Annotated in this window: 7 protein-coding genes and 1 pseudogene; 3 read left to right on the plus strand and 5 right to left on the minus strand. The window is 72.1% G+C overall.

Annotation, left to right across the window (positions count from 1 at the left end; all coding sequences use genetic code 11):
- Positions 1-20: 20 nt before the first annotated feature.
- Positions 21-854: a class I SAM-dependent methyltransferase gene (locus J2X68_RS29195; protein ID WP_310435581.1), complete on the minus strand. Its 834-nt coding sequence runs from the start codon at positions 852-854 to the stop codon at positions 21-23.
- A 529-nt stretch (positions 855-1,383) separates the two neighbouring features.
- Here J2X68_RS29195 and J2X68_RS29200 point away from each other — a divergent pair.
- The 3 genes and pseudogenes from J2X68_RS29200 (at position 1,384) to J2X68_RS29210 (ending at position 6,792) form a co-directional block, all read left to right on the plus strand.
- Positions 1,384-4,665: a LamG-like jellyroll fold domain-containing protein gene (locus J2X68_RS29200; protein WP_310435582.1), complete on the plus strand. Its 3,282-nt coding sequence runs from the start codon at positions 1,384-1,386 to the stop codon at positions 4,663-4,665.
- A 511-nt stretch (positions 4,666-5,176) separates the two neighbouring features.
- Positions 5,177-5,650 (plus strand): annotated as a pseudogene (locus J2X68_RS29205) (MOSC domain-containing protein); the annotation flags it as partial.
- 248 nt (positions 5,651-5,898) lie between these two features.
- Positions 5,899-6,792: a 2Fe-2S iron-sulfur cluster-binding protein gene (locus tag J2X68_RS29210; RefSeq protein ID WP_310435583.1), complete on the plus strand. Its 894-nt coding sequence runs from the start codon at positions 5,899-5,901 to the stop codon at positions 6,790-6,792.
- A 95-nt stretch (positions 6,793-6,887) separates the two neighbouring features.
- Here the strand turns inward: J2X68_RS29210 and J2X68_RS29215 are convergent, their stop codons facing one another.
- The 4 genes from J2X68_RS29215 to J2X68_RS29230 all read right to left on the minus strand — a co-directional run bounded on the left by J2X68_RS29215 (position 6,888) and on the right by J2X68_RS29230 (position 12,936).
- Entirely contained in the window at positions 6,888-9,251 is a 2,364-nt protein-coding gene (locus J2X68_RS29215; protein WP_399041101.1) for an AbfB domain-containing protein, read from the minus strand.
- A gap of 139 nt (positions 9,252-9,390) precedes the next feature.
- On the minus strand, positions 9,391-10,425 hold the full coding sequence (locus tag J2X68_RS29220; protein ID WP_399041103.1) for an ABC transporter permease: 1,035 nt from the start codon (positions 10,423-10,425) through the stop codon (positions 9,391-9,393).
- On the minus strand, positions 10,422-11,384 hold the full coding sequence (locus J2X68_RS29225) for an ABC transporter permease (protein WP_310435585.1): 963 nt from the start codon (positions 11,382-11,384) through the stop codon (positions 10,422-10,424). The genes J2X68_RS29220 and J2X68_RS29225 overlap by 4 nt, the downstream gene beginning before the upstream one ends.
- Complete coding sequence (locus J2X68_RS29230; RefSeq protein WP_310435586.1) at positions 11,377-12,936, minus strand: sugar ABC transporter ATP-binding protein; 1,560 nt, start codon at positions 12,934-12,936, stop codon at positions 11,377-11,379. The genes J2X68_RS29225 and J2X68_RS29230 overlap by 8 nt, the downstream gene beginning before the upstream one ends.
- Positions 12,937-13,055: the final 119 nt, after the last annotated feature.

A 13,055-nucleotide genomic window follows, 5' to 3' on the forward strand; every position in this document is an offset into this window, starting at 1 on the left:
CAGGGCCTGTCTGACAGGCCCTAGGCGGCCGCCCGGTCCGCCGTGACCAGCAGGTACTCCCAGTCCATGGACCCGTCCGCCAGGTGACGGGCGGCCAGATCCGTGAGCGCCGTGTCGAGGGCGGCGACCTTGTCGGGGTCGTCGGCGAGGGACGCGTAGACGGCGAGGGTCGGGCCGTAGCAGCGCTTGAAGAAGTCCCGGAAGTCCTCGGGGCCGGAGAACATGTCGACGCGCAGCGACTGCCGGCGGGCGTCGACGCCGGTCACCCGGTCGCCGAGCAGCGCGCGCACATGCCCCTCGTCGCCCCACAGCGGCGGCGGCTGTGCTCCGGGCGGCGGCGGGGGCGCGTACGGGCGCATGGCGGCGAACATCTGGCCGATGAACCCTTCCGGGGTCCAGTTGACGAGGCCGATCCTCCCGCCGGGTCGACAGACGCGGACCAGTTCGTCGGCGGCCCGCTGGTGGTGCGGGGCGAACATGACGCCGACGCAGGACACCACGGTGTCGAAGTCCGCGTCCGCGAAGGGCAGTTCCTCGGCGTCGCCCTCGCGCCACTCCAACTCGGCGCCGCGCTCCGCGGCGAGCCGACGGCCGGCCTCCAGCAGTTCCGGGGTCAGGTCCACGGCGACCACGTCGGCCCCGGCGAGGGCGGCGGGGATGGCGGCGTTCCCCGAACCGGCCGCGATGTCGAGGACCCGGGCCCCCGGCCGCACGGCGCTCTCCCGCACGAGCTCCGGCCCCAGGGCCGGGATGACGTCCGCGGCCACCAGGGGATAGTCGCCCAGCGCCCACATGGCTCGATGCTTCGCTTTCAAGGCCCGGTCCGCCCGGGTCGCCTCACTCGCCTCGGACATGACGGATCCCTCCGCTGCGGCACCCTCTGCGTACGGTTCCGGGCGGGGGCCACCGCCCCGGACCGCTGCGCCCGAGCTTCGCCGGCTCCGGCGCCTCATACGACTGTCTCACGGTTCGACCCGCCGGGCAGGGTCTCGGGTGGGGGCCCGTCGGGCCGCGCTCCCGGGTGACGGCGAGGGACCGGCCGGACCCGCCACGGGCAGCCGACGCCGCCGACGGTCCCCGGCCGGGTGGGGCGCGGCCCGCGTCGAACTCAAGCCCCCGGAACCGTCCTTGACGCGGACCGATGCGCGCGCGGTACCGCGTGACGGCAGGGCGACGGAGTGCTGCGTGAGGTCTGGACACGCCTCTGTGAGCGTGCTGTCATACCGCTGTCACAGGATTTCCAACGTTGAAAAGGCCGACCGGCCGAGCGTCCCGTCAGCGGTGTGCAGCTGTCCTCCCCCGGCTCCCGGCCAGGAGCCCTCGTTCCCCTGCTGCCCGCCGTCCCCGATGCGCGGCCACGGCCTCTGTACGAGGAAAGGTTCGATGACACGACACGACACCCGTCCCAGAGCCAGAGTGTGGGCGCTGCTCGCCGCGGCGGCCCTGATCCTGCCCCCGAGCGGGCTGCTTCCCACCGCGGCGGCCGCTGAACGGCCGAGCAGCGCGTCGGCCGCGGCCGTCGCCGACCAGGCGGCCGTCGAGACACACGGTCTGAAGGGCGAGTACTTCAGCATGTCGGCGCCCGGCGCCCGGGACTTCGACCGGCTCGGCGGCACCCTGCTCGACCCGCAGATCAACTTCTCCGGACTGACCGGCACTTTCGAGGAGCTGACCGGCAGGACCGAGCACACCACCGCCCGCTGGACGGGCCGGATCGAGGCGCCGGCCACCGGTGACTACACCTTCTACGCGATCGGCGACAACGGGTTCCGCCTGTTCATCGACGGTGAGCCCGTCATCGACCACTGGGTGGGCGACTGGGACAGGGAACAGACGAGCGCCGCCGTCCGGCTGACCGCCGGCGAGCAGCACGACTTCCGTCTGGAGCTGTTCCAGGACACCGGCGGCGCCAACATGTACCTGCGCTGGTCGACGCCGACGCTGGCCAAGCAGATCGTGCCGATGTCCGCGTTCACGCCGCCGGCCGACTTCGAGGTGTACCCGGTCGAGATGTCCGTCGCCGAGAACGGACGGCGGCTGCGCGCCCGGTTCGACGGCAGGGTGGACGGCCTCCGGGGCCTCGAGGACCATCTGAAGGTCGAGGCCGACACGACCGCCATGCCGGTCACGTCGGTGACGGCCGTCCCCGGTGACCCCACCTCCCTGAACGTCGACCTCGGGGCGCCGATCCAGCGGAACCAACTGGTCAGGGCCTCCTACGACGGTGCGGGCACGCTGACGGCGGGCGGCGCGCGTGTGCCGAAGGTGATCCGTTACGCCGACAACGCCTCCACCCATCGCCTCACCACCGAGTGGGGCGACGAACTGGACGAGAAGCACCCGCTGCCGGAGTACCCGCGCCCGCAGCAGGTGCGGTCCAAGTGGAAGAACCTCAACGGTCCCTGGCAGTTCGGCGCGGCCGAGGCGGGTCAGGAGCCGGTCTTCGGCCGGAACCTCGACGAGAAGATCATCGTGCCGTTCCCGGTCGAGTCCCAGCTGTCCGGTCTGGAGCGGCACGAGGACCACATGTTCTACCGCCGGCTCGTCGACGTGCCCAAGAGCTGGAAGGTCGGCAAAGGTGCTCGGTCCGACCGGCTCAGGCTCAACTTCGGCGCCGTCGACTACCAGGCCCGCGTCTACGTCAACGGCACGAAGGTCGCCGAACACACCGGCGGTTACAACGCTTTCAGCGCCGACATCACCGACGCGCTCAAGGGCACCGGCCCGCAGGAGATCGTCGTCGCCGTCACCGACACCACGGGCGCCGACCAGCCCACGGGCAAGCAGTCCACGAACCCGGGCGGCATCTTCTACACCGAGTCGTCCGGCATCTGGCAGACCGTGTGGATGGAGCCCGTCGCGCCCGTCTCGGTCGACGGCCTCGTCACGACGCCCGACATCGGCACCGGCTCCCTCGCGGTGACGGTGAACTCCGAGGACGCCTCCCCCACCGCCCGGGTCGAGGCCGTCGCGCGCGACGCCCGCGGCAAGGTCGTCGGCAGGGTCGGCGGACCGGCCGGCCGGGAGCTGCGCCTGCCGGTGGCGAAACAGCACCTGTGGACCCCCGACGACCCCTACCTCTACGACCTCGACGTCACGCTCACCGACGGCGGGTCGACCGACAGGGTGCGCAGCTACTTCGGCATGCGCGAGGTCGGCATCGCGAAGGTGGGCGGCTTCGACAAGCTCGTCCTGAACGGCAAGCCGATCTTCTCCCTCGCCACGCTCGACCAGGGATTCTGGCCCGACGGCCTGTACACCGCGCCCAGCGACGAAGCCCTCTCCTTCGACCTGGAGGCGCACAAGAAGCTCGGCTTCAACGCCGTCCGCAAGCACATCAAGGTCGAACCGCAGCGCTGGTTCTACCACGCCGACAGGCTCGGCCTGCTGGTCTGGCAGGACTTCGTCTCCGGGAACCTCACGAACAGCACGGGCCAGAAGGCGTTCGTGGACCAGGGCACGGAGATCGTGCGCCAGCACCACAACTCGCCCTCGGTCATCGGCTGGATCGTCTTCAACGAGGGCTGGGGCGAATGGAACCGGGAGGAGACGGGCCGTATCACCGAGTCGGTCCGGGCGGCCGACCCGTCCCGCGTCGTCAACGCCCACAGCGGCGTCAACTGCTGCAATTCCAAGGGTGATTCGGGCAAGGGCGACATCGTCGACCACCACGACTACAACAACACCGACCCCGCCTTCCCCCAGGGCGACGGCCGGGCGGCCATGGACGGTGAGCACGGCGGCTTCACCCTGCGCAGCCCCGGCCACATGTGGCCGGGCGCCCCGACGGTGATCTACAGCGGTGTCACCACCAAGGAGGAACTGACCCGCAAGTACGTCGAGAACACGGAGCAGTTCTACGTCCAGCAGGCCGGCGCCGAACTGTCGGGGTCGGTGTACACGCAGATCACCGACCTGGAGAACGAGCTCAACGGCCTGTACACCTACGACCGCCGCGAGATCAAGGTCGATCCCGACCAGGTGCGGAAGGTCAACCGCAAGGTGATCGCCGCCGGCGCCGCCGCGGGCCGCGCGGGGACACTGAAGGGCGGCGGGCGGTGGAGCCTCGACGAGGGCGCGGGCACCACCGCGAAGGACGAGGGACCGAACGCCAGGCCTCTCACGCTCCGCGAGGGCGCCTCCTGGACCCCGGGCGTCAGCGGCAGCGCTCTGCAGTTCGACGGCCGGACGCAGTACGCCGAGACCGCCGGACCGGTGCTCGACACCGGCGGCAGCTACTCGGTGTCCGCCTGGGTCCGGCTCGACGCCGTCCCCGGCAACTACGCCACCGCGGTCAGTCAGGACTCCCGCGCCACGGCCAACTCCTTCTATCTCCAGTACGGCCACGGCACGTTCGCCTTCAGCACGCCCGGCGAGCACCGCGCCCAGGTGGCCGTCCCCGCGGAGACGGGCCGCTGGTACCACCTGGTCGGCGTGCGGGACGCCACCAGCAACCAGATCCGGCTGTACGTCGACGGAAAGCTCGCGGCGACGGCCACCGGGGGCGCCGCGCTCCCGAGCACCGGTCCGCTCACCGTGGGGCGGGCCCACTGGGGCGGGGCGAACGTCGACTTCTGGAACGGCGCGGTCGACGAGGTGCACGCGGTCGACCGGGCGCTGACCGCCGAGGAGGTGAGCGCCCTCCACACGGAGGAGAAGCCGTGAGGCGTCGCCCCGGCTGAGCGGTTGCGGCCCCGCCCCGTCGAGGGGCGGGGCCGTCGCAGCTCGACGGTGGCACCGGCCGGTCGCGGCGCCGGACCGCCGCGACGGCGCTCGCGTGCGCCGACCGCAGTTGCCCCGTTCGCCTTCGCACGCCCCATCGATGGACGTGGTTCCTTTGCGCCGCCCCTTCGAGGTTCCGGTCCGAGGCTCCCTGATGCCGGCCCTCGGCAGGGAGCGCACCGGGTCCGCCCCCCGGAAAGCCGCCGCCGGCCGCCGGGACACGGCGGCGGTCGCACCGTGCCGTCGCCGTATCGCGGCCCCGTCGGTTCGCGAACTAGTATCGGATCCGGCGCGCCGAACAGCGCCGTGGGGGGGGCTGCCCCGGCCGGACATCCCCGGGAGGTCCGCGATGGTGACGCTGCTGTCCGTCAACGTAGGCCTGCCCCGGGACGTCTCCTGGCAGGGCAGGACCGTGCACACCTCGGCCTGGAAGTCCCCGGTGGACGGCCCGCGGATGGTGCGACGGCTGAACGTCGAGGGGGACGGACAGGGCGACCTCGCCGGCCACGGCGGGGACATCCGTGCCGTCCTCGTCTATCAGCTCCGGTCCTACGAGTACTGGCGTAAGCAGCTCGGCCGCGACGACCTGACCTTCGGGATCTTCGGGGAGAACTTCACCGTCGACGGCCTGCCCGACGACGAGGTGTGCATCGGCGACCGGTACCGCGTCGGCGGAGCCGAGTTCGAGGTCACGCAGCCCCGTGTCACCTGCTACCGCGTCGGCATGCGCCTGGGCGAGCCCGCCATGGCCTCGCTGCTGGTCGCCCACCACCGGCCCGGCTTCTACCTCCGAGTGATCACCGAAGGCCTCGTCGAGGCCGGCGACGAGATCACCCTGGTGCGCAAAGGCCCGCGGGAACTGAGCGTCGCCGACGTCGACGCGCTGCTCTACCTGCCCGGCCGCGACCCGGCCGACCTGCGCAGAGCGCTCGACATCCCGGCGCTGAGCCCCGGTTGGCAGCGGTCCTTCCGGGAGTTGCTCGCCGCCGGGGAGCCCGGGAAGGAGGAGCCGGGGTGGCCCGGCTTCAGGCCGCTGCGCGTCGCGCGCGTGGTCGCGGAGACCCCCACCGTCTCGTCGATCTCCCTCACCGCCCCCGACGGCGCCCCGCTGCCCCCGTACCGACCCGGTCAGTACCTGTCCCTGCGACTCCCCGTCGGCGACGGGGAGTCCCCGCGGTGCGCAGCTACTCCCTGTCCTCCGCGCCCGATGCCGGCGCCTACCGCATCAGCGTCAAGCACGAGCCGCACGGGCGGGCCAGCGGCTACCTCCACTCCGCTCTGCACCCCGGCGACCTCGTCGACGTCGCGAGTCCGCGCGGGTCGTTCGTCCTCGAGGAGGGCGACCGCCCGGTCGTCCTGGTCTCCGCGGGGATCGGCGTCACCCCCGTGCTCGCCATGCTCCACCGGCTCGCCGCCACCCGCGATCCGCGCCCGGTGTGGTGGGTCCACACCGCGCACGACCGCGCTCATCACGCCTTCGCCGACGAGTCCCGCGCGCTGCTGGCACGGCTCCCCGACGCCCACGAGCACCTCTACTACACCGCGGGGCCCGCCCCGCGGCCCGGTGACCCCCGCGTCGTGCGGGGGCGGCCGACCGCCGGATCGCTCGAGGCCCTGGGCCTACCCGCCGACGCCGACGTCTATCTCTGCGGCCCCGACGCCTTCATGGACGCCCTCGACGGCGCGCTGCGCGCGCACGGAGTGCGGGCCGAGCGGATCCACCGGGAGCGGTTCGGAGCGCTGCCCCCCGTCCATCCCGGCGTCACCGCCGGCGCCGCGCTCCGGCCGCACCAGCCACCCGGCCCCACGGGGACCGGCCCCCTGGTCACCTTCGCCCGCAGCGGTCTCGCCACCCCCTGGTCGGCCGCGCACGCCTCGCTCCTCGGACTCGCCGAGGCGTGCGACGTCCCCACCCGCTGGTCCTGCCGCACCGGCGTCTGCCACACCTGCGTCACGCCTCTCCGGGCGGGCGACGTCAGGTACACCACCCCGCCCCTGGAACTCCCCGAGCCCGGCACGGCCCTCGTGTGCTGTGGCACTCCGGTGACCGAGGTCGTCCTCGACCTCTGACCGGCCCACGGCGAGCACCGGACCGGTCCCGGTGACGGGAGAGGGTCACGCTCTCCCCCGTCACCGGGACCGCCGCCGTCGCGGACACCTCGGATTCACGGCGCCCAGGGCGCCTCCACGGACCATGTCGTGTCCTCGGTGAACAGGGCGGGGTTGTCCCAGGTGTGCGTGCCGCCCGGCGTGGCCAGCCACAACTCGGCGTTGTAGTGCCGCAGATACTGCTCGGGGAAGTTGTACGCCGACAGCCGCACGGCGCCGTTCGCACCCCGGACGGGGCAGAAGGTGGCGTCGGCGCGGAACAGGTCGGTGCTGCCGGACTCCTTGTAGACGCGGTGGTCGCGGTGGCGGAGGTACTGGCCGGGGTAGTTGCGCGACTCGAGGCTGTAGCAACCGCTCCGGGCGAGACCGGGCACGATCTTCCAGGTGGCGTCGTTCTTCAGCAAGGTGTCACTGCCGCCGGTGACGACCTCCGTGAAGGCCGCGCCGTCCCTGTGGCGCAGGTAGCGGTCGGTGTAGCCGGGTGTCGTCACCCGCAGGGACCTGTACTGGTCGACGGGCAGGGTGACCGGGGCGGTCGAGGCCCGGGAGGCGTCGATGAGCGCGCGGTTGGCGGCCCTGACCCGGGCCTCGTCGACCTTGACCACCTGACGGTCGTAGGTGAGCAGACCGTTGGCCTCGTTCTCGACGTCGGTGATCTCGGTGTACACCGAGGCGGACAGACCGCGCGGCATGCGCACGTCGCGGATCGCGTCCAGCAGGCCCACGAACCGGTTGTCCAGGTGCGCCGGGTCGGGCTGGTCCTCGTAGCTGAAGCCGCCGCCGGGGTACCACTCGTGTCCGGCGACCTTGAACCCGAGTCCGCCGAACTCGCCGAGCACGGCGGCACGCGTGGCGCCGGGCACGGTGGTGCCGGGGCCCACGTAGACGTGATGGTCCACGACGTCGCCGTTGCCGCCGTCGACCGAGCCGCAGCAGTTGACGCCGCTCATGTTGTTCACCAGGCGGGTCGGGTCGTACGCCTTGACCTCGTCGGCGATGCGGGCCTGGTCGTACTGGCCCCAGCCCTCGTTCTGGTTCACCCACATCACCAGGGACGGCGAGCTGCGGTGCTGGTCGATGACGCGGTCGTACTCGGCCTCCCATTGGGTGCGCGCTGCGGTGTCGGGGGTGCGCAGGTCCATGGCCGGCATGTCCTGCCAGACGAGCAGGCCGAGCCGGTCGGCCCAGTAGAACCAGCGCTGCGGCTCCACCTTGATGTGCTTGCGGACCATGTTGAATCCGAGGTCCTTGTGCTTCTGGAGGTCGTACCGCAGGGCCGTGTCGGTGGGCGCGGTGTAGATGCCGTCCGGCCAGTAGCCCTGGTCGAGGGTGCCCGTCTGGAAGACGAACTGGCCGTTCAGGACGGGCCGTTGCATGCCACCGACACTGGCCAGGGCGATGGTGCGCATGCCGGTGTAGCTGCCGACGGAGTCGACGGTCGTGGTGCCGGAGAGCAGGTCGGCCCTGACGTCGTAGAGGAAGGGGTCGTCGGGGCTCCACAGGTGCGGATTCGGGACGGGCACGGTGAACTCGGTGCCGACGGCGCCGGTGGCCGTGCCCACGGTGGCGCCGCCGGTGGAGACGGTGACGCGGGCCTGGTGGCCGTTGGTGCCGGCCCCGCGGACGGTCACCTTGAGGCGGCCGTTCGAAGGGTCGGGGACCAGGTCGAGGCGGCTGACGTGGGCGGCCGCGGTCGGTTCCAGCCACACCGTCTGCCAGAGGCCGGAGGCGGCGGTGTAGAAGATGCCGCCGCCGGAGTGGGGGGCGACGTCGCGGATGCGCTGCTTGCCGACGGCCTGGCCGCCTGTCTCGGTGGGATCCCAGACGGAGACCACCAGGGTGTTGGCGCCGCCGTTCAGCAGGTCGGTGATGTCGTAGGAGAAGGCGTCGTAGCCGCCGCTGTGGGCGGCCCCGGCCTGGCGGTCGTTGACCCAGACGGTCGTCCGCCAGTCAGCGGCGCCGAAGTGGAGCTGGACGCGGCGGCCGCTCCAGTTCGACGGGACGGTGAAGGCGCGCTTGTACCAGAGCTTGTCGTTCTGGGTGATCTTGCGCTGGATGCCGGAGAGGGCGGACTCCGCGACGAACGGGACCCGGATCTGTTCGGTGAACGAGGCGGGCCGGCCGGCGTCCGCCGAGGTGACCGCGAAGTCCCAGATGCCGTTGAGGTTGGCCCAGTCCGGGCGGGTCAGCTGAGGGCGGGGGTATTCGGGGAGCGGGGTGTCGGTGGGGACCTGATCGGTCCACGGGGTGGTCATCGGCGACGGCTTGGGCGTCCGCGCCTGTGCGGCGGCGGCCGCGGGGGCGGTCGCCGTCAGTGCCGTGCCGACGACCAGGCTGAGCGCGGCGAGCGCGGTGGTGGCCCACCGCGCTCGCCGTCCCATCCACGCGAACGGCCATCGGCCCGCGGGTACTCGACGCATCGTGCCTCCTTGACTCGTGGGGTGGGGAGACGTGCGCGTGCAGGGGCCGGCCGGCCGGAGAAGGTCCGGCCGGCCGGGACCGGAAGCGGCGGCGGGGCCCTGCGAGGCCATGCCGCCGTCCGGGGCCGGTCCAGGTCCGTCACATGAGCTGTCGGCGGCGGCCCAGCCAGGTCTGGGCGACGACGACCACCGCCAGGAAGGCGCCGCTGACGACCTGTTGGTAGGAGGAGTCGAGCGAGCCGATCTGGTTGATGACGTTCTGGATCACCTTCAGCAGCAGGACCCCGACCAGAGAGCCGCTCACGTAGCCGAGGCCTCCGGTCAGCAGGGTGCCGCCGATGACGACGGCGGAGATGGCCTCCAGTTCCATGCCGCCGCCCAGGATGGTCACGCCGGAGGCGAGCCAGGCGGCGTTGAGGGCGCCCGCCAGTCCGGCGAGCAGTCCCGACAGGACGTAGACGAGGATCTTGGTGCGGGCCACCGGCACGCCCATCAGGGCGGCGGCGTCCTCGTTGCCGCCGACGGCGTAGACGTGCTGCCCGAAGCGGGTCCGGCGCAGGACGACGGCTCCCGCGACGAACAGGGCCAGCGTGATCCACACCGGGTTGGCGAGGCCGAGGGTGCTGCCCTGGCCGAGTTCGGCGAGGAAGGAGCGCTTGCCGATGAGGTAGGTGTCGGCGCCCTCGTCGGTGAGCGCCAGCATCAGTCCGCGCGCGCCGAGCATGGCGGCGAGCGTGACGATGAAGGGCGCGAGGCGGGAACGGGCGACCAGCAGGCCGTTGACGACGCCGATCAGCCCGCAGACGGCGAGCGGCAGCAGCAGGGCCACCAGGGTGCCGTGGCGCGACCCCCAGGCCGCCAGGACGCCGCCGAGGGCGAACAGGGAGCCGACCGACAGGTCGATCCCGCCGGTGATGATGACGAACGTCATGCCGAGGGCGACGATCGCCAGGAAGGCCGAACTGGTCGCCATGTTGCTGATGTTGTCGCCGGTGGCGAAGGAGTCGAAGGCGAACGACGCGACCAGGGAGACGATCAGCAGGACGGCCGACGCGCCGTGCTGCTGGACCAGGGCGCTCAGCCGTTCGGAGCGTGCGGAGCCCACCGGGCGGGCGTTCTTCGACGGTGCGATGCGGGCAGTGGTCACGGGCACGTCCGTGTTCGTCGTGGTCAACGCTTCCCCCGTCCCCGTGCCGCGTAGACCGCGGCGACGATCACGATGGCCTGGGCGATCTGGGTCCAGGAGGGCGGCAGATCGTGCTTGATGAGGGTCGCGGTGAGGAGCTGGATGAGGACGGCTCCCGCCACGGTGCCGCCGATGTTGACCCGGCCGCCGGTCAGCGGGGTCCCGCCGACGACCACCGCGGTGATCGCGGACAGCTCCATCAGGTTGCCCAGCGAGGTCGGGTCGCTGGCCTGGAGGCGGGCGGTGGCCAGCACGCCCGCGACGGCGGCGAGGAGCGCGCAGACGACGTACACGATGATCAGCACGCGCCGCACGGGCAGGCCGGCGAGCTGGGCGGCGGGGCGGCTGTCGCCGACGGCGAGGAGCTGACGGCCGAAGGTGGTGCGGCGCACCACGAACGCCACCAGCAGGGCCAGCGCCGCGGCGATGAGGATCAGGTACGGGACCCCGAGGACGTCTCCCGAGCCCAGCGAGGCCAGCGAGGGGTTGCGCAGGTCCTTGAGCTGCGGCAGCAGCACCAGGGCGAGTCCGCGACCGCCGACCATGAGCGCCAGCGTGGCGACGATCGGCTGCACCCCGACGAACGCGACCAGCACGCCGTTGGCCAGCCCGACCCCCGCGGCGAACAGCGCGACCACCAGCAGCGCGGGAAGCAGCCCGTAGCCGAGGTAGAGGGCGGTGACCGAGGCCGCCAGCGCCATCACGGCGCCCACCGACAGGTCGACGCCCTCGGTGCCGATGACCAGGGCCATGCCGAGGGCGACGATGATGACGGGGGCGACCTGGACGGCCTGGGTGCGGAAGTTCTCCGCGGTCAGGAAGTGCGGGGTGATGACGGTGTTGACGACGAGCAGCGCCGCCACACCGGCGTAGACGCCGTAGGTCTGGAGCCACTGGACGAGGCGCGTCCTGTCCAGCGGGGCGGTGCGCAGGGCGGCTTCAGCCATCGACGGCCGCCTCCTCGTCCGCGTCCCGCGCGGGGGCGTTCCCTGCGATGGTCCGCATGAGCTTGTCCTCCGTGACGTCGTCGCCGGTCAGCTCGCCGACGACGGCGCCGTCCTTCAGTACGACCACGCGGTCGGACCCTTCGATGAGTTCCTCCAGGTCGGAGGAGATGAGCAGGACGCCCAGGCCGTCGGCGGCCAGTTCGTCGACGAGTTTCTGCACTTCTGCCTTGGCGCCCACGTCGATGCCGCGGGTGGGTTCGTCGAGCAGCAGCACCTTGGGGTTCATCGCGAGCCACCGGGCGAGCAGCACCTTCTGCTGGTTCCCGCCGGACAGTTCGCCCACCTTCTGGTGCGGCGAGGACGCCTTGATGCGCAGCCGCGCGATGAAGGTGTCGACGACGCTGTCGACCCGGGCCTCGGAGACCAGGCCGAAGCGGGAGAGCCGGGGCAGCGCGGCCAGCGCGATGTTCTCCCGCACCGACAGGCCGGGGACGATGCCCTCGCTCTTGCGGTCCTCGGGCAGCAGGCTGATCCCCGCGCGGATCGCCGCCGGGGTCGAACCGGCGCGCAGCGGCACTCCGGCCACCGTGACGCCGCCCGAGCGGGCGGGCAGGGCCCCGGCGATGGTCTTCGCGGTCTCGGTGCGTCCGGAGCCGAGCAGGCCGCCGAGGCCGACGACCTCGCCCGGCCGGATGCTGAGGGAGACGCCGTGCAGCTTGTGCGGCACCGTCAGGTCCGAGGCCGTGAGGACCGGTTCGGCGTCGGCCGTGCCGTGGTCGCCGGTGAACTTGGTGAGGCCCTCCTCGCGGACCTCCCCCAGGTCCCGGCCGAGCATCGTCGACACCAGGGAGAGGCGGTCGAGGTCGGCGAGCCGGCCCCGGTGCACCCGCCGGCCGTCGCGCAGCACGGTGACGGTGCTGCACACGGCGTACAGCTCGTCCAGACGATGGCTGACGTAGACGACCGCGATGCCCGCGTCCCGCAGGCTCCGGATGACCGAGAACAGGGTCTCGACCTCGCGCGGTTCGAGGGAGGAGGTGGGTTCGTCCATGACGACGACGCGCGCCTCGGTGGCGACCGCCCGGGCCAGGGCGACCATCTGCTGGGCGCCTACCCCGAGGGTGCGCAGCGGTCTGCGGACGTCCACCCGCACCCCGTAGGCGCTCAGGGTCTGTTCGGCCTCGCGGTTCATGCGGCCCATGTCGAGCACGCCGAACCGGTTGCGCGGCTCGCGGCCGAGGAACAGGTTGCGGGCCACGCTGAGCAGCGGGATCAGGTTGACCTCTTGGTAGATGGTCGAGATCCCGGCCTTCTGGGCCTCCAGCGGGGTGGCGAAGGAGACCGTGCGGCCCTGGAAGACGATCTCGCCGGCGTCGGGTCGGTACACACCGGTGAGGAGTTTGATGAGGGTCGACTTGCCGGCGCCGTTCTCGCCGATCAGGGCGTGGACCTCACCGGCGTGCAGGGTCAGGTCCACGTCGTCCAGGGCCCGGACGCCGGGGAAGGTCTTGCTCAGTCCGCGGACGGCGAGCACTTCGGCGGGGGGTGCCACCTGTGCCTCCAGGGTGCGATGCGGTGCGATGCAGAGCGGTGCAGTGTGGTGCGGTGCAGTGTGGTGCGGTGCAGAGCGGTGCGGTGTGGTGCGAGAAGTGACGGAGAGGGAGAAGGGCC

Source organism: Streptomyces sp. 3330, assembly GCF_031456635.1.
In the GTDB taxonomy this organism is placed as follows: Bacteria; Actinomycetota; Actinomycetes; order Streptomycetales; family Streptomycetaceae; genus Streptomyces.